At 71.0% G+C, this 20004-nt stretch carries 20 protein-coding genes and 1 pseudogene; 8 read left to right on the forward strand and 13 right to left on the reverse strand.

Annotation, left to right across the window (positions count from 1 at the left end):
- Positions 1–99: 99 nt before the first annotated feature.
- Positions 100–1233 carry a zinc-dependent metalloprotease gene (locus tag AB0L59_RS29945; RefSeq protein WP_365589676.1) on the reverse strand — a complete coding sequence of 378 codons (1134 nt, stop codon included), beginning with the start codon at positions 1231–1233 and terminating at the stop codon, positions 100–102.
- Between the two features lie 81 nt (positions 1234–1314).
- Positions 1315–2922, reverse strand: coding sequence for a D-alanyl-D-alanine carboxypeptidase/D-alanyl-D-alanine-endopeptidase (dacB, locus tag AB0L59_RS29950; RefSeq protein ID WP_365589678.1), 1608 nt, complete (start codon positions 2920–2922; stop codon positions 1315–1317).
- 79 nt (positions 2923–3001) lie between these two features.
- On the opposite strand from dacB, the gene AB0L59_RS29955 reads away from it, so the two are divergent.
- Positions 3002–3493 carry an inorganic diphosphatase gene (locus tag AB0L59_RS29955; protein WP_365589680.1) on the forward strand — a complete coding sequence of 164 codons (492 nt, stop codon included), beginning with the start codon at positions 3002–3004 and terminating at the stop codon, positions 3491–3493.
- Between the two features lie 142 nt (positions 3494–3635).
- Positions 3636–5291 carry a threonine/serine exporter family protein gene (locus AB0L59_RS29960; RefSeq protein WP_365589682.1) on the forward strand — a complete coding sequence of 552 codons (1656 nt, stop codon included), beginning with the start codon at positions 3636–3638 and terminating at the stop codon, positions 5289–5291.
- A gap of 18 nt (positions 5292–5309) precedes the next feature.
- Here AB0L59_RS29960 and AB0L59_RS29965 read toward each other — a convergent pair whose 3' ends face one another.
- Entirely contained in the window at positions 5310–6305 is a 996-nt protein-coding gene (locus tag AB0L59_RS29965; protein WP_365589684.1) for a DedA family protein, read from the reverse strand.
- Between the two features lie 149 nt (positions 6306–6454).
- On the opposite strand from AB0L59_RS29965, the gene AB0L59_RS29970 reads away from it, so the two are divergent.
- Positions 6455–6820 carry a YbjQ family protein gene (locus AB0L59_RS29970; protein WP_365589686.1) on the forward strand — a complete coding sequence of 122 codons (366 nt, stop codon included), beginning with the start codon at positions 6455–6457 and terminating at the stop codon, positions 6818–6820.
- Positions 6821–6839: 19 nt separating this feature from the next.
- On the opposite strand, the gene AB0L59_RS29975 is transcribed toward AB0L59_RS29970, so the two are convergent.
- On the reverse strand, positions 6840–7604 hold the full coding sequence (locus tag AB0L59_RS29975; protein ID WP_365589688.1) for a MerR family transcriptional regulator: 765 nt from the start codon (positions 7602–7604) through the stop codon (positions 6840–6842).
- Positions 7605–7726: 122 nt separating this feature from the next.
- Here AB0L59_RS29975 and AB0L59_RS29980 point away from each other — a divergent pair, with 122 nt between their 5' ends.
- Positions 7727–9013 carry an ion channel protein gene (locus AB0L59_RS29980; RefSeq protein ID WP_365589690.1) on the forward strand — a complete coding sequence of 429 codons (1287 nt, stop codon included), beginning with the start codon at positions 7727–7729 and terminating at the stop codon, positions 9011–9013.
- 21 nt (positions 9014–9034) lie between these two features.
- Complete coding sequence (locus AB0L59_RS29985) at positions 9035–10441, forward strand: glutamate decarboxylase (RefSeq protein ID WP_365589692.1); 1407 nt, start codon at positions 9035–9037, stop codon at positions 10439–10441.
- 209 nt (positions 10442–10650) lie between these two features.
- Here the strand turns inward: AB0L59_RS29985 and AB0L59_RS29990 are convergent.
- The 4 genes and pseudogenes from AB0L59_RS29990 to AB0L59_RS30005 all read right to left on the reverse strand — a co-directional run bounded on the left by AB0L59_RS29990 (position 10651) and on the right by AB0L59_RS30005 (position 14314).
- Positions 10651–11233 (reverse strand): annotated as a pseudogene (locus tag AB0L59_RS29990) (PadR family transcriptional regulator).
- Positions 11234–11272: 39 nt separating this feature from the next.
- Positions 11273–11821, reverse strand: coding sequence for a DinB family protein (locus tag AB0L59_RS29995; RefSeq protein WP_365589693.1), 549 nt, complete (start codon positions 11819–11821; stop codon positions 11273–11275).
- Between the two features lie 115 nt (positions 11822–11936).
- Positions 11937–13397 (reverse strand): aldehyde dehydrogenase family protein, encoded by a 1461-nt coding sequence (locus AB0L59_RS30000; protein ID WP_365589695.1) that lies wholly within the window; start codon positions 13395–13397, stop codon positions 11937–11939.
- 92 nt (positions 13398–13489) lie between these two features.
- Positions 13490–14314, reverse strand: coding sequence for a helix-turn-helix transcriptional regulator (locus AB0L59_RS30005; protein ID WP_365589852.1), 825 nt, complete (start codon positions 14312–14314; stop codon positions 13490–13492).
- 366 nt (positions 14315–14680) lie between these two features.
- Between AB0L59_RS30005 and AB0L59_RS30010 the strand changes: the two genes are divergently transcribed.
- Complete coding sequence (locus AB0L59_RS30010) at positions 14681–15154, forward strand: ATP-binding protein (RefSeq protein WP_365589697.1); 474 nt, start codon at positions 14681–14683, stop codon at positions 15152–15154.
- A gap of 99 nt (positions 15155–15253) precedes the next feature.
- Here AB0L59_RS30010 and AB0L59_RS30015 read toward each other — a convergent pair whose 3' ends face one another.
- The 4 genes from AB0L59_RS30015 to AB0L59_RS30030 form a co-directional block, all read right to left on the reverse strand.
- Positions 15254–15523 carry a DUF397 domain-containing protein gene (locus AB0L59_RS30015; protein ID WP_365589698.1) on the reverse strand — a complete coding sequence of 90 codons (270 nt, stop codon included), beginning with the start codon at positions 15521–15523 and terminating at the stop codon, positions 15254–15256.
- Between the two features lie 203 nt (positions 15524–15726).
- Complete coding sequence (locus tag AB0L59_RS30020; protein ID WP_365589700.1) at positions 15727–16191, reverse strand: SRPBCC domain-containing protein; 465 nt, start codon at positions 16189–16191, stop codon at positions 15727–15729.
- Positions 16188–16544: a metalloregulator ArsR/SmtB family transcription factor gene (locus tag AB0L59_RS30025; protein WP_365589702.1), complete on the reverse strand. Its 357-nt coding sequence runs from the start codon at positions 16542–16544 to the stop codon at positions 16188–16190. The genes AB0L59_RS30020 and AB0L59_RS30025 overlap by 4 nt, the downstream gene beginning before the upstream one ends.
- Entirely contained in the window at positions 16541–16927 is a 387-nt protein-coding gene (locus tag AB0L59_RS30030) for a VOC family protein (protein WP_365589704.1), read from the reverse strand. Before AB0L59_RS30030 ends, AB0L59_RS30025 begins: the two co-directional genes overlap by 4 nt.
- A gap of 402 nt (positions 16928–17329) precedes the next feature.
- Here AB0L59_RS30030 and AB0L59_RS30035 point away from each other — a divergent pair, with 402 nt between their 5' ends.
- Positions 17330–17797, forward strand: coding sequence for a hypothetical protein (locus tag AB0L59_RS30035; RefSeq protein WP_365589706.1), 468 nt, complete (start codon positions 17330–17332; stop codon positions 17795–17797).
- Between the two features lie 121 nt (positions 17798–17918).
- On the forward strand, positions 17919–18434 hold the full coding sequence (locus AB0L59_RS30040; protein ID WP_365589708.1) for a DUF4232 domain-containing protein: 516 nt from the start codon (positions 17919–17921) through the stop codon (positions 18432–18434).
- A 91-nt stretch (positions 18435–18525) separates the two neighbouring features.
- On the opposite strand, the gene AB0L59_RS30045 is transcribed toward AB0L59_RS30040, so the two are convergent.
- A complete protein-coding gene (locus AB0L59_RS30045) occupies positions 18526–19635 on the reverse strand; it encodes a DUF2786 domain-containing protein (protein WP_365589710.1) in 1110 nt (369 codons plus the stop codon).
- Positions 19636–20004 lie beyond the last annotated feature (369 nt).

Consider the following 20004-nt stretch of genomic DNA (forward strand, 5'->3'; position numbering starts at 1 on the left):
ATTGCACGCCTACGCATGGCTCACGGTCCCTCGGACGGGTGATTGGAGGGGCGTTCGCCTGCCGTCGGCCGGATTCGTCTCACGACGTGTCCATGCCGTTCACGACTCGGCCTTGCGGTGCACCCGTGCGACCCAGTCCGCCGGTTTGGCGATCTCCGCCTTGGTGGGCAGGGTGTTGGGCGAGGTCCACACGCGGTTGAAACCGTCGATGCCGACCTGCTCGACGACGGCTCGTACGAACCGTTCGCCGTCCCGGTACTGCCTCAGTTTGGCATCCAGACCCAGCAGCTTGCGCAGGGCGAGGTCGAGGCGGGAGGCGCCCTTGGCCCGGCGCTGCTGGAACTTCTCGCGGATCTCGGCGACGGTCGGTACGACGCTGGGGCCGACGCCGTCCATGACGTAGTCGGCGTGGCCCTCCAGCAGGGACATGACGGCGGTGAGGCGGGCGAGGATCTCGCGCTGGGCAGGGGTCTGCACCAGATCCACGAAGGAACGGCCGCCGTCCTCCTCCTCGCCCTCGGGGCGGCCTCCGGCGAGGGACTGGGCGGCCTCCCTGATGCGCTCCAGGAAGGTCATCGGGTCGACGTCGGTCTCCGCCAAGAACGACTGGATTTCGCCCTCCAGGTGGTCGCGCAGCCAGGGCACGGCCGTGAACTGGGTGCGGTGGGTCTCCTCGTGCAGGCATACCCACAGGCGGAAGTCGTGCGGTTCGACGTCGAGTTCGCGCTCGACGTGGACGATGTTCGGCGCGACGAGGAGGAGGCGGCCGCCACCGTTCTCGCCGGCGGGGAGGTCGCGGCCGGCGGGGGCGAAGGTCTCGTACTGGCCGAGGACGCGGGAGGACAGGAACGACAGCAGCATGCCGAGTTCGACGCCGGTGACCTTGCCGCCGACGGTGCCGAGGACCGCGCCGGCGGGGTTGCCTCCGCGCCGTTCCTGCATCTTCTCCAGGAGTGGTTTGAGGATCTCGCGGAAGCCGGCGACGTTGGCGCGGACCCAGCCGGGGCGGTCGACCACGAGGACGGGGGTGTCGTGGATCTCGTCGGTGCCCATACGCGTGAAGCCCCGGACGTGTTCCTCCGAGGCTTTGGCGTGCCGGCGCAGCTCCGCGACGACGGCGCGTGCCTCGTCCCGGCTGACGTCGGGGCCCGGCCGTACGAGCCGCGTCGCGGTCGCCACCGCGAGGTTCCAGTCGACCATCCCGGGAGATGCGGTGCCACCGAAGCCAGTCATGCTGTCAACCGTACGGGACCGTTCCCGCTTGGGGCAGGCCATGTGCGGTGGGCGGGGGCCACGGGTGTCGGGCCGGAGAAGCTACCGGCAGCCGCACCCCGCCAGTGCCGTCGCCGTCTTGTCCAGGGCCGACTCCGCCTCGACGGGATCCGTCGTGCCGGAGGCCATGAAGGCGAAGGCCAGGAGGCGGCCGTCGGCGTCGACGACCGTCCCGGCGAGGGTGTTCACCCCGGTGAGGGTGCCGGTCTTGGCGCGGATGACGCCTGCCGCGCTGTCGGTGTAGCGGTCGGCCAGGGTGCCGGTGAAGCCGGCCACGGGCAGGCCGGTGAGGACGGGGCGCAGGCCCGGGCGGTCGGGGTCGCCCGCGGTGACCAGGAGGGCGGTCAGCAGGTCGGGGGTGAGCCGGTCGTCGCGGTCGAGGCCGCTGCCGTCGTGGAAGGAGGCACCGGACATCGGCAGCCCCAGCTTGGTGAGCCGGGCGGAGATCGCCCTGGCGCCGCCGTCGAAGCTGCCGGGTTCGCCGCTGGCGAGGGCCGTCTGGCGGGCCAGGGCCTCGGCGATGTCGTTGTCGCTGTTGGTCAGCATGCGCTCGACCAGGTCGGACAGCGGGGGCGAGGAGACCGTGGCGAGGGTCTCCGCGCGCGTGGTGGCCTTGGAGGGGCCGGGGGGAGTGGTGGTGATACCGGCGCTGTCGAGGAAGTCGGCGAACTTGGCCGCCGCGTCCTCCGCCGGGTCGCTCACGCGGGGTGCCGGTCCGCTGGTCGTGTCGTCGGTGCGGCCCTCGTCGGCGCTCAGGGCGCTGACCGGCGCGAGGTTGTCGTTGACGCCGATGGGGTGCAGGGCGGGGCCGGAGTACAGGGTCGTGTCGTAGGAGAGCGTGACCTTGTGGATGCCGCGCTTCTCGAGCGCCTTCGCGGTGTCCGCCGCGAGGTCGCGCAGGCCGGCCCAGCCGTTGGTCTTCTTGCGGGCGGTGAGGGTGGGGTCGCCGCCGCCGACCAGGACGAGTTCGCCGGTGTCGGGTTCGAAGGCGGCGCGGGTGGTGAAGCGGTGGTCGGGGCCCAGGGCGGACAGGGCGGCGGTGGCGGTGGCGATCTTGGTGGTGGAGGCGGGGGTCAGTGCCTCGCCGGCGTCGGCGGCGTACAGGCGCTTGCCGGTCGCCACGTCGACGACGGCGGCCGCGTGGCTGCCGCCGAGCGCGGAGGCGTCCAGAAGGGGCTCCAGGGCTTCGGAGAGGGCCTTTCCGTCCGGTTCGGCCGTCTCGGTGCCGGCGGCGCGCGACGGGCCGTCCAGGCCCGCGAGGACGGGCCCGGCGCTCGGCACGGGCCGGGGCCTGCCCGGCGCCGTACCGGAGCGGCCGTGATCTGCGCCACCTGATCGCTCCAGGGCGACCGCGCGGTCCCGCTCGGCCGTACGCTGACCGTCGGCGCCCCAGGGGCCTGCCGCGGTCACCACACCGGCGGCGAGCGCCAGGCCGACGGTGGCGGCGCCGGCGGTGTACTGCCACGTCCTGACGGCCCCCGGCCGCGGCGGGTGCAGGGCCGGGAACCCGGGCCGAAGGGCCCGCGTCAAGCGCGCGACCCGCGGCTTCGCGGCCGCCCCGGCCCGCGCCAGACGCGGCCGTACGGCCTTCGCGATCCGCTCCACCTGCGGTCTCGCGGCCCGCCAAGGCCTCAGCTCTGGCACGACCACCAGCCCCTTTCGCGATCACACACCTGCGTGAGGGACACTTAACCACCAGAACTATGTGCTGATCATGGAGGAGCCACCGGTGGAGTTCGACGTCACGATCGAGATCCCGAAGGGTTCGCGCAACAAGTACGAGGTGGACCACGAGACCGGTCGGATCCGCCTGGACCGTCGTCTCTTCACCTCGACCGCCTACCCGACCGACTACGGCTTCGTCGAGAACACCCTCGGCGAGGACGGCGACCCGCTGGACGCGCTGGTCATCCTGGACGAGCCGACCTTCCCGGGCTGCCTGATCCGCTGCCGTGCGATCGGCATGTTCCGTATGACGGACGAGGCGGGCGGCGACGACAAGCTGCTGTGCGTTCCCGCCACCGACCCGCGCGTGGAGCACCTGCGCGACATCCACCACGTGTCCGAGTTCGACCGCCTGGAGATCCAGCACTTCTTCGAGGTGTACAAGGACCTGGAGCCCGGCAAGTCGGTCGAGGGCGCGAACTGGGTGGGGCGCACGGACGCCGAGGCGGAGATCGAGCGGTCGTACAAGCGCTTCAAGGAGCAGGGCGACCACTGAGCCCCACGCCCCCACGCTCACCGGATCGGGCCGTACGCGCACGCGTGCGGCCCGTTCCGCATCCACGCACGTGTGCGGCCCGGCCGGGTACCTGTGCGCATACTGAGCCATACGGAAGGTGTCATTCAGGGAGCGTTGCCAGGTGATGGAGGCGGAGGACCGCAAGCCCCGGTCGGACGAGGCGCGGTACGACCCGGAGATCACGTCCGAGTTCGCCATCCCCGCGGGCATCGAGGTCTCCGAGGGCGGCGGTGAGCCGGAGACCACGTCGGAGTTCGCCGTGCCGGAGGGGCTGGAGGCCCCGCAGCCGCCGAGTGCCGAGCCGGAGGGGTCCGCGTTCACCCCGCCGCGCACCTACGGCGCCAAGGACGGCCTGTCCGCGTTCACGCCGGCCACCGGAGTGCCGCTGGTCAGCCTGGTCAAGGACGCGCCGTGGCAGGACCGGATGCGCACGATGCTGCGTATGCCGGTGGCCGAGCGGCCCGCACCGGAGCCGGTGCAGCGCGAGGAGGAGGGCGGCCCGGCGGTCCCGCGCGTGCTCGACCTGACCCTGCGCATCGGCGAGCTGCTCCTGGCCGGCGGTGAGGGCGCGGAGGACGTGGAGGCCGCGATGTTCGCGGTGTGCCGCTCCTACGGCCTGGACCGCTGCGAGCCGAACGTCACCTTCACCCTGCTGTCCATCTCGCACCAGCCGTCGCTGGTGGAGGACCCGGTCACGGCGTCGCGGACGGTACGGCGGCGGGGCACCGACTACACCCGGCTGGCGGCCGTGTTCCAGCTGGTGGACGACCTGACCGACCCGGAGACCCATGTCTCCCTCGAGGAGGCCTACCGGCGGCTGGCGGAGATCCGCCGCAACCGCCATCCCTACCCCGGCTGGGCACTGACCCTGGCCAGCGGTCTGCTCGCCGGCGCGGCCTCCGTCCTGGTCGGCGGCGACCTGATCGTGTTCGTCGCGGCCGCCGTCGGCGCGATGCTGGGCGACCGGCTGGCCTGGCTGTGCGCGGGACGCGGGCTGCCGGAGTTCTACCAGTTCACGGTCGCCGCGATGCCGCCCGCGGCGATCGGGGTGGCGTTCGCGCTGGCGGACGTCGACGTGAAGGCGTCCGCCGTCGTCACCGGTGGGCTGTTCGCGCTGCTGCCCGGGCGGGCGCTGGTGGCGGGCGTACAGGACGGCCTGACCGGCTTCTACATCACCGCTGCGGCCCGCCTGCTGGAGGTCCTGTACTTCTTCGTCGGCATCGTCGCCGGCGTGCTGGTCGTCCTGTACTTCGGCGTCAAGCTCGGCGGCAAGCTGAACCCGGACGCGGCGCTCATCATCAACGAGCGGCCGCTGATCCAGATCGCGGCGTCCATGCTGCTGTCGCTGACCTTCGCGGTACTGCTGCAGCAGGAGCGGTCGACCGTGCTCTGGGTGACCCTCAACGGGGGCGTGGCCTGGACGGTGTACGGCGCGATGCACTACGTCGGCGACATCTCGCCGGTGGCGTCCACGGCGGTGGCGGCGGGGCTGGTGGGCCTGTTCGGTCAGCTGCTGTCGCGCTACCGGTTCGCTTCGGCGCTGCCCTACACGACGGCGGCGATCGGGCCGCTGCTGCCCGGCTCCGCCACGTATTTCGGGCTGCTGAACATGGCCCAGAACGAGGTGGACAAGGGGCTGGTGTCGCTGGCCAACGCGGCGTCGCTGGCCATGGCCATCGCCATCGGGGTCAATCTGGGCTCGGAGGTCTTCCGGCTGTTCCTGCGGGTGGGTCCCGCCGGGAAGCGGCGGGCCGCCAAGCGGACTCGGGGTTTCTAGCCGCCCCCCGGGCCGCGGCTACTGCTGACGGTAGCCGTAGGGGTACGTGTTCTGCTCGTACTGGTTCTGCTCGTACTGGTTCTGCTCGTACTGGTTCTGCTCGTACTGGTTCTGCCCGTACTGGTTCTGCCCGTACTGGTCCTGCCCGTACTGGTGCTCCGCGTACTGCCCCCGGTCGTACTGCTGCTGCGGGTACCGCTGGTGGTCGGGATACTGCTGCTGGTCGTAACCCTGGTTCCAGTACTGCTGCTGATCCTGCTGCGGCTGCTGCCCGTACGGCTGCTCCGGCTCTATGCGGCGCAGCTGGGCGGTGGCGGTGTCCATGGCCGGCGGGTACGGGTACTGGGGCGCCTGGGGCTGCCGCGGGGCCTGCGGGGCGGACTGCGCGGCCTTCTTCTCCTTGCCGCGGGCCCGCAGGAACTCGATCGCGATCGGGACCACGGAGACGAGGACGATCAGGATGAGGATGGCCTCGATGTTGTTCTTGACGAAGCCGATCTTGCCGAGCCAGGAGCCGAGCAGGGTGACGCCCGCGCCCCACAGTACGCCGCCGATGACGTTGAAGGTCAGGAACGAGCGGTACTTCATGCCGCTGACGCCCGCGACGATCGGCGTGAACGTGCGGACCACGGGCACGAAGCGGGCCAGGACCAGGGACTTCGGGCCGTACTTCTCGAAGAACTCGTGGGCCTTGGTGACGTTCTCCTGCTTGAACAGGCGGGAGTTCGGGCGGTTGAACAGGGACGGGCCGACCTTCCTGCCGAACATGTAGCCCGCCTGGTCGCCGAGGATCGCGGCGAGGCAGATCAGCCCGATCGCGCCCCACAGCGGGAAGTCCATCTGGTGGGACGTGATCAGCAGACCGCAGGTGAACAGCAGCGAGTCACCGGGCAGGAAGAAGCCGATGAGCAGGCCGGACTCGGCGAAGACGACGAGGAGCAGGCCCCAGATGCCGAACGAGTCGAGGAGGTTGTTCGGATCCAGCCAGCTCGGTCCGAGGGCGAGTGTCATCACGGGTCCGGGCTCCTGAGGGGGTGAAGGCGGCTACGGCGGCTGTTGTTCGGCGGACGGCCGCACAAAGCTATCAACGTGATGTGTCCGCCCCAGGTTCCACCGGTGTCCCCAGGATGCACTGTGGGATGACTGGGAGAAAGCTGTGACTCATGGGACTCGATGACTACGGCGGCGGCCAGGGACCCCAGCCTGACGTGCTGGTCGTGACGACGAACGACGTACCGGGGTACCGGGTGCAGCAGGTGATCGGCGAGGTCTTCGGGCTCACCGTACGGTCGCGGCACCTCGGCAGCCAGATCGGCGCCGGGCTGAAGTCGATGATCGGCGGCGAGCTGAAGGGGCTCACCAAGACGCTGGTGCAGACCCGCAACCAGGCCAGGGAGCGCCTGGTGGAGCAGGCACGCGCGCGTGGCGCCAACGGCGTGCTGGCGTTCCGCTTCGACGTGACCGACGCCGCGGACGTGGGCACGGAGGTGTGCGCCTACGGTACGGCGGTGGTCCTGGCCCGGGAGTGAGCCCCCGGGCCAGGGGTGGTCAGGCGGCCGAGTGCCGGTCGGCGTTCGCCTTGATCGCGTCGTGCAGGTGCACGGCGAGACCGGGGCGCATGGAGTCGTAGAACGCCTTGAAACGCTCGTCGGAGACGTACATCTCCGCGAAGCACCGGTGCATCTCGTAGGGGACGTCGAAGAAGTACCTGCTGATGTGCTGCCGGTGTTCCTCGGCCAGGTCCATGGCCGCCTCGCCGGCCGGCTCCTCGCCGGCGGCGACCAGGGCGGCGTACCGCCGGCCCCAGTCGTCGACCTCGGCCTGGATGCGTTTCCAGTCCTCCTTGGTGTACGTGGCGGCCCGGCGCTGCGACTCGGCGTACGCCTCGGTGTTGCCCCAGCGCTGCTCGGCCTCCTCGGCGTACTGCTCGGGGTCCTTGTCCCCGAACACCTCGAACCGCTCCTGCGGGGTCAGGTTGATGCCCATCTTGCGTGCCTCCATGGCGTGCTCCACGGCCGCGGCCATCTTCTGCAGCTTCTCGATCCGGGCGGTCAGCAGTTCGTGCTGGCGGCGCAGGTGTGCGCCCGGGTCCGCGTCCGGGTCGTCGAGCAGGACCGCGACCTCCTCGAGCGGGAAGCCGAGCTCCCGGTAGAACAGGATCTGCTGGAGCCGGTCGAGGTCGGCGTCGGTGTAGCGCCGGTGGCCGGCGTGGGTGCGCTCGCCGGGCGCGAGCAGGCCGATCTCGTCGTAGTGGTGCAGGGTGCGCACCGTGATCCCGGCGAACCCCGCGACCTGTCCCACGGAGTAGCTCACTTTTCCGCTCCTTCGGTCGGTACGCCGTCCACGCTGAGGCCTCACGTGACGTGAGGTGCAAGCCGGTTCTCGTTCGCGATGTCTGGGATGTTCTGCGCATTTTGTCCGTTTATGGTGAGCCCGTGGCCCAGGACTCCGCGCAGCAGGCGCCCCCGACCGCTTCCGCGGCCCCGGCACGGGCTCTGCTGCCGTTCATCCTGCCCGCGGCGGTCGTGGGTGTGGCCGCGAGCCTGGTCTTCGTCGGGCTGAGCACGGCGGCCGAGCAGCTCCAGCACGTGCTGTGGGGGCCGCTGCCGGACGCGCTCGGAGTGGGCCGTTACTCGGTGCTGTGGATGTTCGTGATGCTGATCGCCACGGGGCTCGTGGTCGGGCTGGTGGTGTGGAAGGCGCCCGGGCACGCCGGGCCCGACCCGGCCACTTTGAGCCTGACCGCCCCGGTCCTGCGGCCGGTCGTGCTGCCGGGCCTGGTGCTGGCGGCCGGGCTGATGCTGGCCGGCGGCCCGAGCCTCGGCCCGGAGAACCCGGTCATCGCGGTGAACGTGGGCCTCGCGACCTGGCTCGGCATGCGTCTGATGCCCCGGACGCCGGGCACCTTGTGGCCGGTGCTGGCCGAGTCGGCGACGATCGGAGCGCTGTTCGGCACGCCGGTGGCGGCGGCGCTGGTGATCTCCGAGGCGCTGGCCGGACACCCGATGGAGGGCCGGCTGTGGGACAACCTGTTCGCGCCCCTGACCGCCGGCACGTGCGGGGCCGTGACGACCACCCTGGTCGCCCATCCCACGTTCGACCTGGGGCTGCCGCCGTTCGGCCACCCGCACGCGGGGGACCTGCTGGCCGCCCTTGTGATCGCCCCGGCGGCCGCGGTGCTCGGCATGGGTGCGGTGTACGCCTTCCCGTACGTCCACGCGGCCTTCCGGACGCTGCGCCACCCGATGCTGACGCTTCCGGCCGGCGGGGCCGTACTGGGCGCCCTGGGGGCCCTGGGCGGCCATCTGACGCTCTTCAAGGGGCTGTCCGAGGTCGGGGAGCTGGCCCGGCACCCGGACGGCTGGTCGGCGGGGCGGTTCGCCGGGATGGCCGTGGTGAAGCTCGCCGCGCTGCTCGTCGCCGCGACCTGCGGTTTCCGGGGTGGCCGCATCTTCCCGGCGGTCTTCGTGGGTACTGCCCTGGGACTGTGCGCCCACGCGGTCGTTCCGGCCGTGCATCCGGCGGTGGGCGTGGCCACGGCAGTCCTGGGCATGCTCCTGGCGATCACTCGGCAGGGCTGGGTGAGTCTGTTCACCGCCGCCGCGCTGGTCGCCTCGCCCGGCGTCCTCGCCCTGCTGTGCATCGCGTCGCTGCCGGCCTGGCTGCTGGTGACGGGACGCCCGCAGATGCAACTGCGGCCGGACGGCGCCGCAGTCCGCTGAAACCTTCCTGGAGGCACGTTCATGGCCCTGCACCAAGGTCCCGACAAACGCCAAGAGCGGACGATGTCGGTCAACCCGTTCTACGGGGAGGCCAATCCGGTCGGCGGCATGACCGAGGCCCCGCCCACGCACCGGCTCCCGGACGCACCCCTGCCCCCCTCCACGGCGTACCAGCTGGTGCACGACGAGCTGATGCTGGACGGCAACTCCCGGCTGAACCTGGCCACGTTCGTCACCACCTGGATGGAGCCGCAGGCCGGGGTGCTGATGGGCGAGTGCCGGGACAAGAACATGATCGACAAGGACGAGTACCCGCGCACGGCCGAGCTCGAGCGGCGCTGCGTGGCGATGCTCGCCGACCTGTGGAACGCCCCGGACCCGGCGGCCGCGGTGGGCTGTTCGACGACCGGGTCGAGCGAGGCCTGCATGCTCGCCGGGATGGCGCTGAAGCGACGGTGGGCGCAGCGCAACGCCGACCGCTATCCGGGCGCGCGGCCCAACCTGGTCATGGGCATCAACGTCCAGGTGTGCTGGGAGAAGTTCTGCAACTTCTGGGAGGTGGAGGCCCGGCAGGTGCCGATGGAGGGCGACCGATTCCATCTGGACCCACAGGCCGCAGCGGAACTGTGCGACGAGAACACCATCGGGGTCGTCGGCATCCTCGGCTCGACGTTCGACGGCTCCTACGAGCCGATCGCCGAGCTGTGCGCGGCCCTGGACGCCCTCCAGGAGCGCACCGGGCTCGACATCCCGGTGCACGTGGACGGCGCGTCCGGCGGCATGGTGGCGCCCTTCCTGGACCCCGGCCTGGAGTGGGACTTCCGGCTGCCGCGCGTGGCCTCGATCAACACCTCGGGGCACAAGTACGGGCTGGTGTACCCGGGGGTCGGCTGGGCGCTGTGGCGGGACAAGGAGGCGCTGCCGGAGGAGCTGGTCTTCCGCGTCAACTACCTCGGCGGGGACATGCCGACCTTCGCGCTCAACTTCTCCCGGCCCGGCGCGCAGGTGGTGGCGCAGTACTACACGTTCCTGCGCCTCGGCCGCGAGGGCTACCGCGCGGTGCAGCAGTCGACGCGGGACGTGGCGACCTCGCTCGCGCGGAAGATCGCGGCCCTCGGTGACTTCCGGCTGCTCACGCACGGCGACCAACTGCCGGTGTTCGCGCTGACCACGACCGACGACGTCACGGCGTACGACGTCTTCGACGTCTCCCGGCGGCTGCGCGAGAGCGGCTGGCTGGTGCCCGCCTACACCTTCCCGGCGAACCGGCAGGACCTGTCCGTGCTGCGGGTGGTCTGCCGCAACGGCTTCTCCCACGACCTGGCCGATCTGTTCCTGGACGACCTGAGCCGCCTGCTGCCCCAACTGCACCGGCAGCCGCATCCCCTGACCCGCGACAAGGAGGCGGCCACCGGCTTCCACCACTGACCCACGCCCTGACGGCCAGGCGCGCGAGTGGCCCGGCTCGCCGCCGTGGCCGTCCGGGACAGGGGTTCCACCGGACGGCGGTGCCGAGCCGGTGCGGCACGGGGTCGCGGGCAGCGAGGGCGTTGGACGGGATGCCGACCGGCCGGACGAGGATCTGCACGGCCACGGGCAGGCAGGAGCATGAGCGGGAGGACCAGCGTCGTCCTGGATCAGCGGTCGTCCTCCGGAAGCCGCTCCCCCGTCGCGTACGGGTTCTCCTCGTCCTCGGCGAGCACCCCGACGAACGGGTCGTCCTCGCCGGCGAAGGTGTAGGCGCCGCTCTCGAGGCGCACGACGAGGCCACGGGTCCACTCGGCCTCGCAGTCCGCGGTGCGCACCCACATGTTCATGATCTCGCCGATGTGACCGAGCCGCTCGGGCCCCTCCTCGGGCACGTAGTGCTCGGTGACCGAGGAACGCCACGCCTCGATGCGGCGCGTGCGCTCCTGCAGCAGCGCCACCACCTCGGCCCTCGGCAGGTCGACCATGAAGCCGCCGGCGGCCGCCTTGACGTCGCCGCGCTGGTCGTAGGTGACCAGCGCGTCACGCAGCAGGGCGAAGTACTCCTCGGTGCCGCCGTCCGTCAGCTCGTACTCGGTGCGCGGCGGGCCGCCGGCCGTGGACGGCGCGATCTCGTGCGCGTGCAGCAGCCCTTGCTTGGCCATCTGTTTCTCCAGGTCGCCCCGCACCTGGTAGCCATGGGCCCGCCCGTGCTGGCGGACCGCACCCAGCGAGGAGACGGATCGCTGACATGCGGTCCAGGCTATTGCCGTACGGCCGCCCGCCCCGCGGTCACCCCCAGGAGGTGCCCTGCTCCTCGGCGACCAGCTCGAAGGCGGTCCTGCCGTCCAGGGACTCGCGGATGATGTCGGCGTGGCCGGCGTGCCGCGCCGTCTCGCGGATCAGGTGCAGGCACAGCCAGCGCAGCGACACCCGGCCCTGCGGCGGGAACCACGGGTCCGGCGGCAGGGGGAAGGTGTCGTCCAGGCTCGGCGCGGACCGAATGAACTTCTCCGTCTCGGCGGCGACCTGCTCCCAGTACGCCAGCTGCGAGGCGACCGTCTCCTCGCCGGTCAGCCGGAAGGTCTCGTGCCAGTTCGACTGGTCCCGCTGGATCGCCGGCGGCTCCTGCCTGGCGCGCGCGATCCAGCCCTGCTCGACCTCGGCGACGTGCTTGAGCAGGCCACCGAGCGACAGCTCGCTGGCGCTGGGGCGAGTGCGGGCCTGTTCCTCGGTCAGTCCGAGCAGGGCCCGGCGGATCCCGCCGCGCTGCTCCTCGATGAACGCGAGCAGTGCCCCGCGCTCGTCGCCCTGCGCCTCCGCCGGTACGTGCATGACCATGGCCGACCGCCTTTCGTCTCCGTAGCCGGGGGCGTCCGCCCCTGACACCGACGACGCTACGGCCCCTTGCGGTCAGCCTCTGTCCGCAAGGGGCCGCAGCTCCGGGAAAGTGGGTCTAGAAGGGGAACGCGCTGCGGCCGTGCTGCACGGAGATCCACTTGACGGTCGTGAAGGACTCCAGCGTGGTCTCGCCGTTCAGGCGGCCGATCCCGGAGTGCTTCTCGCCGCCGAAGGGCACGATCGGCTCGTCGTGGACCGTGCCGTCGTTCACGTGGAACATGCCGGTGTCGACCTGCTTGGCGAAGGCCACGCCGCGCTCGATGTCACCCGTGTGGACGGCACCGCTGAGTCCGTACGGCGTGTCGTTTACGATGCGGAGCGCCTCCTCCTCGCCGTCGAACGGGATGAGGAAGACGACCGGGCCGAAGACCTCCTGCTGGAGCAGGGTGGAGTCGGCGGGTACGTCGGTGAGCACGCTGGGCTCGACCAGGTTGCCGGACGCGCCGCCCCGCACCAGGGGGGTGGCACCCTCGGCGATCGCCTGCTCGACGGCGCCGGAAACGGCGCTCGCCTGATGGGAGTTGATCACCGGGCCGATGACGGTCTGCGGGTCGCGCGGGTCGCCGACCTTCAGCGTGCGGACCTTGGCGACGAACTTCTCGGTGAACTCCTCGGCCACGGAGGTGTCCACGAGGACCCGGTTGGCGGCCATGCAGACCTGTCCCTGGTGGACGAACCGGCTGAAGACCGCGGCGTCCACGGCGTAGTCGATGTCGGCGTCGTCCAGGACCACCAGTGCGCTGTTGCCGCCCAGTTCGAGCACCGAGCGCTTGAAGTTCGCCGCGCAGACGGTCGCCACGTGCCGGCCGACCTTGTCGGAGCCGGTGAAGGAGATGACCTTCGGGACCGGGTGCTCGAGGAACGCGTCGCCGATCTCGGCGATGTCCGTGACGACGACGTTGAGCAGGCCGCCGGGCAGCCCGGCCTCCTCGAAGATCTTCGCGATCAGGGTGCCGCCGGCGATCGGGGTGTTCTGGTGCGGCTTGAGGACCACGGCGTTGCCGAGCGCGAGCGCCGGGGCGACCGACTTGATCGACAGCAGGAAGGGGAAGTTGAACGGGCTGATCACCCCGACGACGCCGACCGGCACCCGGTAGACGCGGTTCTCCTTGCCGTCGGTCGGTGAGGGCAGGATCCTGCCCTCGGGGCGCAGCGCCAGGTGGATCGACTCGCGCAGGAACTCCTTGGCGAGGTGCAGCTCGAAACCGGCCTTCAGGCGCGTGCCGCCCAGTTCCGCGATGATCAGGTCGGCTATCTCCTGTTCACGGTCCTCTATCAGCCGAAGCGCCTTCTCGAAGACCGCGCGGCGGGCGTAAGGGTTGGTCTCGGCCCACTTCCTCTGGGCACGGTCGGCGGCCCGGTAGGCCTGGTCCACCTCGTCGACCGTGGCCACCGTGATGGAGGCCAGCTTCTCGTCGTCGTACGGGTTGAAGTCGATCACGTCCCATGAGCCGGTGCCCGGACGCCACTCGCCGTCGATGTACTGCTGGGCCAGGTCGGTGAAGTAGGACGACATGTGATCCCTCAATCGCTAGCGGACACCAGATTCACGCCATGCCTGATCACACGTCATCGTACTTGTGTCTCAAGCGAGTTGAGGGCGTCCTCTCAAGACAACTGAAGGAGGCCGCGGAGCAGGTCCCTGCTCTCGCCGGGGCCCGGGCTGTCCTGCTGGAGCTCCTTGAGCGCCTGCTCGTAGTGGGCGACGTCCTCGCGCTTGTCCAGATACAGGGCGCTGCTCAGCTGCTCCAGGTAGACGACGTCGGACAGATCGGCGTCGGGGAAGCTGAGGATGGTGAAGGCGCCGCTCTCCCCGGAGTGCCCGCCGAAACTGAACGGCATGACCTGCAGCCGTACGTTGGGCCGCTCGGAGATGTCGATCAGGTGCTGGAGCTGGCCGCGCATCACGGTGCGGTCGCCGTAGGGGCGGCGCAGGGCGGCCTCGTCGAGGACGATGTGGAACTCGGGGGCGCCGTCCGCGAACAGGTGCTTCTGCCGCTCCAGGCGCAGGGCGACGCGGCGTTCGACATCGGCGGGGCTCGCGCCCTTCATGCCGCGCCGGACCACCGCGCGGGCGTACTCCTCGGTCTGGAGCAGACCGTGCACGAACTGCACCTCGTAGACACGGATGAGCGACGCGGCGCCCTCCAGTCCCACATAAGTGGGGAACCAGCTGGGCAGGACGTCGGTGTAACTGTGCCACCAGCCGGCCACGTTGGCCTCACGGGCGAGGGAGAGCAGCGACTCGCGCTCCGCATCGTCGGTGATGCCGTACAGCGTCAGCAGGTCTTCCACGTCCCTGGTCTTGAAGCTCACCCGGCCCAGCTCCATCCGGCTGATCTTCGACTCGGAGGCACGGATGGAGTACCCCGCCGCCTCGCGCGTGATCCCCCGAGCTTCACGCAGCCGCCTGAGTTGCGAGCCGAGCAGCATCCGCCGCACCACCGATCCGGGCTCTCCCGCGCTCACTTTCGCCAGCCTCCCCAACCGTCTTCAGGGCCCGCAGTCTGCCACTAAAACACTTCGAGCAGTACTCGTCCGGTTACGGAAACGGAAAGAGGTGGGCCGTTTCTGCCGGGGTGCGACCGGGAAGAGGTCCGGACCTCTGGCGACAACCGCAGAGAAGATGGCGGAAAAAATGGCCAAGAAGCGGTACGGGCAGGGCTATTTCGGTCGCGTGCACGTGCATCTGCCCTTGCATCTGCTCTGCGCATCCGAAACCATGGTGCCGCGCCACCGCTGCATCGCAACGACCGCGAATTCCCGGGAGTGCCTCGCATGGGGACGAATGGATCGACCATGCTCAAGCCGTTACGGCAGGGCCTTCCGCCGCTGGATCCCACGGCCGTGTCCGATGCCGCCTCCTGTGCCCTGCCCGCCCGCTTCGAGGCGGTGCGCGAGGCCCGGCGCTTCAGCCGCTCCACCCTGGACCAGTGGGACGTCGGCGACCGCTTCGACGACATATGTCTGGTCGTCTCCGAACTCGTCACCAACGCCCTGCGCCACGCGGTACCGTCCGGCGCGGGCTGCTCCGAACACAGCGCGCCCGTGCGGCTGCACCTGCTGCGCTGGACCGAACGACTGGTGTGCGCGGTGCGCGACCCGAGCCACGAGACGCCGGTGCCGCGCGACTCGGACGACTTCTCCGCCGAGTCCGGGCGCGGACTGTTCCTGGTCGACTCCTTCGCCGACAGCTGGGGCTGGCACCCCCTCGCGGGCACGCTCGACGGCAAGGTCGTCTGGGCGCTGTTCCGGCTGCGGCCGGCCGGCTGACGCCACACGCATCGACGGGCGCCCGTTTTCTACGCGCGTCGCACCGCCTCTTCCACCGCGTCCGACATCGTTGCCACCCGGGGGCCCTCCGCCCGTGGGTCAGCTCGCTATCAGGTGGTCGAACTCGCCGTCCTTGACTCCGAGGAGCATGGCCTCGATCTCCGCGCGCGTGTAGACGAGCGCCGGGCCGTCCGGGAAGCGCGAGTTGCGCACCGCGACCTCACCGCCGGGCAGTCGCGCGAACTCCACACAGGAACCCTGCGAGTTGCTGTGCCTGCTCTTCTGCCAGGCCACTCCCGACAGCTGCGCGGCAGCAATGCCGTTGTACACGTCGTACCCCCCGTACACGCCGTCAACATCGCGGTTCACAGGTCGCTCCCCGGTGGTGCACTGGCTGGTGTGGCCATAGATGCTGTGGTCAACTGACCCGGATCATAACCCCGTTCACATGCAGATGCATGAGCAAATGCACGTGCACGGGGGGTGTTCCCGTGGTTACAGGTTTGACGTCCGCTTTACCGAAGTGACCCCGCGACCTGTGCGGCCGCATCCTTCGCCGAAACCGGGGCGCATTACCGAAGTTGTTCCAGCACCTGCCCCAGAGCGGGCAGGACATGCCCACGCCATCCCCCGTCCATGATCTTCCGCGCCATCAGCTGAGCCGGGTCGTCCGGATCGAACCCCTCGTGCACTAGAAAGAGACGCGTACCGCGCCCTTCCTGTTCCAGGGTCCAGGTGATGGTCCAGTCCGCGGGATTGGCCGGATCGGCGTCGGCCCAGCGGACGGACAGCATCCGCTCGATGTCGTAGGCCAGGACCCGCACCTCCACGACCCCGGAGAAACGGGCGTTGGGACGCGGGACGGAGGTCATCCGGTACCGGTGGCCGACCTCCAGCCGGAACCCCTCGGCGCCGGGCATCTGCCACTGCACGAGCAGGTCGGGGTCGGTCAGGGCGCGCCAGACCTTGGCGGGCGGGTGCGGGAAGAACTGGTCGACGCGGATGGTGGTCAGGTCGTCGGCGGGTTCGGTACTCATCGCTGGTCATCGTCGGGCAGCCGGTCGAGCAGGTCGCCGAGACCCTTCAGCCGGTCGCGCCAGAACCGCTCGTACGGGTGCAGCCAGTCCTGCACCTCGGCGAGCGGGGCGGCCTCGAGGCTGTAGATGCGCTGCCGCCCGGCGCGCTGTTCGCAGACGAGGCCGGCCTCCCGGAGCACCTTGAGGTGTTCCGAGAGGCTCGGGCGGCGCATGTCGAAGTGGTCGGCCAGGGCCTGCACGGGTTGCGGTCCGCGCTCGCGCAGCAGCCGCAGCACCTCGCGGCGCGTGGCGTTGGCGAGCGCGGCGAAGACGCGGTCCTCGGCGGCGGCCGCGCGGGCCCCGGCTGCGGTCATCGCGGACCTTCCTCCTGGTGAGCCTCCGTGAGCAGCATCAGACCGTTGCCGTCCGGGTCCCGGAAGGCGGCCATGCGGCCCCACGGGTACTCGTCGGGGCCGCGCACCTCGGTGCCCGCCTCGGCGAGCGCCGCGCAGTCGGCGTCGACATCGGTCGTCACCAACATGATCCCTTGCGCCGAACCGGGCTCGAAACCGCCCATGTCCGGCCCGGAGAGCGTGAAGACGGTCTGCGCACCCTTCGGCGCGACCTGGAGCCAGCGCCCCGGCGGCATCCGCAGATCGGCGGTGACCTCGAAGCCGAGGACGTCCCGGTAGAAGCGCAGGGCCCGGTCCTGGTCGGTGACGGGGAGGGTGACGAAGGAGGCGTGGGTGATGTTCATGGGTACGACAATAGGTAGGCGATTCCCTACGAGTCAAACGTAGGGAATCGCCTACCTATGACTTTTCACCAGCGGCTGGAGTCCCGAGAGCGGACGATCTTGCGCGAGAGGTTTGCCGCCAGTCGTGTGACGCGGGCGCCACGGGTGCGCGCGGCCCACGACCGGCACGACAGGGTGGCCGCCGCCCGCGCGCCTCCGGTACGCCTTCCGGGCCGGCCGGTGAACCTGCGCGAGCAGGCTCACAACGGATTCCTGCACAGCGTCCGGATGTGCATGTGGTACCTGCTGGTAGCTTGCTGCTTGCTGCGGGCCATCCCGGCCGAGGACGGCCGGCCGCTACAGCTTGGGAGCTTTCCGGTGACTTCTGCGACTACTGCGACTGCAAGGGCGCGGACCGCGGCCGTGGCCGCGGGACTGGTGGGCGCGCTCGCCGCGCTGACCGCGTGCAGCGGGGGCGGTGGCGGTGGCGGCGACAAGACCGCCTCCCCGGCGACACCGAGAGCGACCGCCTCCTCCGCCTCCTCCTCCAGCGCGGCAGCCGTGACCGGTGCCTCGGACAAGCTCCAGGGCAGCTGGATCACCACGAGCGGGGGCAAGATCGTGGCACTGGTGATCACCGGGAAGAAGGCCGGGCTCTTCGTGACCGGCCGCAAGGCCTGGTGCCAGGGCGCCGCGGGCGAGGAGTCCGGGATGCAGATGATCCATCTGACCTGCCCCGACGGCAACAAGGACCGGGTCACCGGCATGGTCGACTCGGTGGGCGCCAAGGACATGACGGTGAGCTGGTCGGGCAGGACCGGCCAGGAGACGTACACCAAGGCGGAGGGCGGCAAGCTGCCGTCGGCGCTGCCGAGCAAGTCGAAGCGGTGACCGGTGTGAGCCCGCGGAGGAACGCCACCTGAAGCGGTGATTTCGCAGGGGTGGGCGAACAGGGCCGGTGCGCAGGCGCCATGATGCAGAAGCACCGACACGACCTCGATGGGACCTGCTCATGCGCGCCATTCCGCTCACCGTCACGGCCCTTGCCGCCGCCCTGCTGCTCACCGCCTGCAATGACAGCGGGAGCAAGAGCGCCCGCAAGAACAGCTCGGCCTGCGAGATCGGCGGTGTGTCCGTGCAGATCGGGTCGGCGAGCGTGGCGCCGAAGGCCGGTGACACCGGGGAGATCCCCGTCAGCATCACCAACCAGAGCAAGGCCTGCACCCTGGACCAGTTCGCAGGCGTCCTGCTGAACACCGGCAGCACCGAGGCCAAGGTGCCGGCGCTCAAGGGCGCGAAGCCGCAGAAGCTGAAGCTCGCCAAGGGCGACTCGGCGTCGTTCACCATCAGTTACGTACGGGGCAAGGACGGCGACAAGACCGCGCTGGCCGCCAGGACCGTGAAGATCACCCTGCCCGGGACCAGCGCCTCCCGCAGCTTCCCCTGGTCGTACGGCGCCGTCGCCGCCCAGACCGGCGCGAGCGGCCCGAACGCCTCCGTGACCGCCTTCCAGCAGGTCGGCGACTGACACCGCCGCCGGCCTGAGGCCGACTCCAGCGGGTGGCGGGCCCGCTCCAACCGGGGACTCAGCCGAGGCGGGGCTCACCCCGGCCGGGGGCTCACTCCAGTCGGGGGCGCGCTCTGACCTGTGCCCGGTCCGCCGCCCGCGCGCCCTCCGCCCAGCCGGCCGCGTCGCTCACCCCGCGCAGCCGAGTGGTGGTGGTCTCGGGGAACATGCGCTCCAGCCGGTCGGTGACGGCTATTTCCCTGGTGGCGAGGACCGGCAGCAGGTCCTGGCTGACCTGGGTCTCGGCGGCGGCCGCGAGCCGGTCACCGACGCGGTGGGCGTAGGCGGCCAGGAACGACTGCCGGAAGGTCTTGGTTCGCTTCCGCCCGCCGGCTCTCTGTGCGGCCTCCGCCTTGGTCATGGCGTGCGTGGCCTGCACCAGCAGCGAGGTGTAGAGCAGCTCGACCGCTTCCAGGTCGGCCTCGAAACCGACGACCGTGGAGAACCCCAGCGGTTCGTTCCACACCGCGCGGCAGTTGTTCGCGCCGGCCACGGCGTCGAGCAGGACGGCCTTGGCCTGTTCGTACGGCGGCTCGACCCCGATCCGGCAGGCACCGGGCGCGTCCGGCGCGGGCGCCCCGGCGGCGAGCAGCGCCTCGTCGACGCTGTGCCTCGCCATCAGCTCCTGCGCCTTGGCGCTGAGCGCCTCCGCCTCCTCCGGGTACCCGGTCGCCTCGGCCTTGGCGAGCAGCGCGCGGATGCGGGCGAGCATGCGGGCGGCGGCCGGGCCGGGGGCGCGGCGGTGCTCCTCCTCCAGGGGCTCCAGCGCGGGCAGGCGCAACAGCAGGCGGTACAGCTCCAGCGCGGTCGTGGCCTGCGAGAAACGGTCGGCCTCGCGGGCGGGAGCCTCGGGCAGGTCCGCCAGCTGGGCGGTCCAGCGGCGTCCGCGCGGACGGTCCCGCCCGGCCTGCGCCCGGATCAGCGCGGCGGCCAGGCGCACATGCGCGTCCTCCAGCTCCCGCCGCACCAGCCGTACGACGTCGGCGGGCTGCCAGCCCCGCTGCCAGGCCGTCGCCACGAACTCCCCGCCCCGTCGCGCGAGTTCGGCATCCGCGGCGGGGTCGGCGGCGATCAGGGAGGCGCCCGTGTCGAGGCCGGTGTCGGTGTCGTCGTAGAGGGCGGCCCGGAAGGCCCTCTCGACCGTACTGGCAGTGCTGGTCACACCGTCGATCGTGCCATGCGCCGCCGACAGCGGGCCGAGCGTTGTCCACAGGCTGTGGATGAAGAGGTCGGCGGGAGCTCGGGGCGACCGAGGGCCCCGGGGAAACGTGGCGGTTGTGTGTGGTGCGGGCGAGGACGCGGACAGCGATCACCACGGTAGTCACCGCGGGCGGCGTGTCCGGGGAGCGCGGCTGGGGCTGCCGGAGCGGGAGCGGCTGGGGCCACCGGACCGGGGAGCGCGGCTAACGGAGGGCCGGACCGCGAGCGTGCCTGCCGGACGGCCCGGCCGAGGGGCACCACTGCCGGACGGCCAGCGCCGAGGAGCACCGCTACCGGAGGACCGGACCGCGAGCGTGCCTGCCGCACGGCC

It is taken from the genome of Streptomyces sp. NPDC052109 (assembly GCF_040680195.1).
Classification (GTDB): domain Bacteria; phylum Actinomycetota; class Actinomycetes; order Streptomycetales; family Streptomycetaceae; genus Streptomyces.

What these genes read in the sequence shown, in the direction of transcription:
- AB0L59_RS29945 (WP_365589676.1), bottom strand. Translation starts at nt 1,233, where the DNA reads ATGACTGGCTTCGGTGGCACCGCATCTCCCGGGATGGTCGACTGGAAC.
- AB0L59_RS29970 (WP_365589686.1), top strand. Translation starts at nt 6,455, where the DNA reads ATGGGACTCGATGACTACGGCGGCGGCCAGGGACCCCAGCCTGACGTG.
- AB0L59_RS29985 (WP_365589692.1), top strand. Translation starts at nt 9,035, where the DNA reads ATGGCCCTGCACCAAGGTCCCGACAAACGCCAAGAGCGGACGATGTCG.
- AB0L59_RS29995 (WP_365589693.1), bottom strand. Translation starts at nt 11,821, where the DNA reads ATGGTCATGCACGTACCGGCGGAGGCGCAGGGCGACGAGCGCGGGGCA.
- AB0L59_RS30000 (WP_365589695.1), bottom strand. Translation starts at nt 13,397, where the DNA reads ATGTCGTCCTACTTCACCGACCTGGCCCAGCAGTACATCGACGGCGAG.
- AB0L59_RS30005 (WP_365589852.1), bottom strand. Translation starts at nt 14,314, where the DNA reads ATGCTGCTCGGCTCGCAACTCAGGCGGCTGCGTGAAGCTCGGGGGATC.
- AB0L59_RS30010 (WP_365589697.1), top strand. Translation starts at nt 14,681, where the DNA reads ATGCTCAAGCCGTTACGGCAGGGCCTTCCGCCGCTGGATCCCACGGCC.
- AB0L59_RS30020 (WP_365589700.1), bottom strand. Translation starts at nt 16,191, where the DNA reads ATGAGTACCGAACCCGCCGACGACCTGACCACCATCCGCGTCGACCAG.
- AB0L59_RS30025 (WP_365589702.1), bottom strand. Translation starts at nt 16,544, where the DNA reads ATGACCGCAGCCGGGGCCCGCGCGGCCGCCGCCGAGGACCGCGTCTTC.
- AB0L59_RS30030 (WP_365589704.1), bottom strand. Translation starts at nt 16,927, where the DNA reads ATGAACATCACCCACGCCTCCTTCGTCACCCTCCCCGTCACCGACCAG.
- AB0L59_RS30040 (WP_365589708.1), top strand. Translation starts at nt 17,919, where the DNA reads ATGCGCGCCATTCCGCTCACCGTCACGGCCCTTGCCGCCGCCCTGCTG.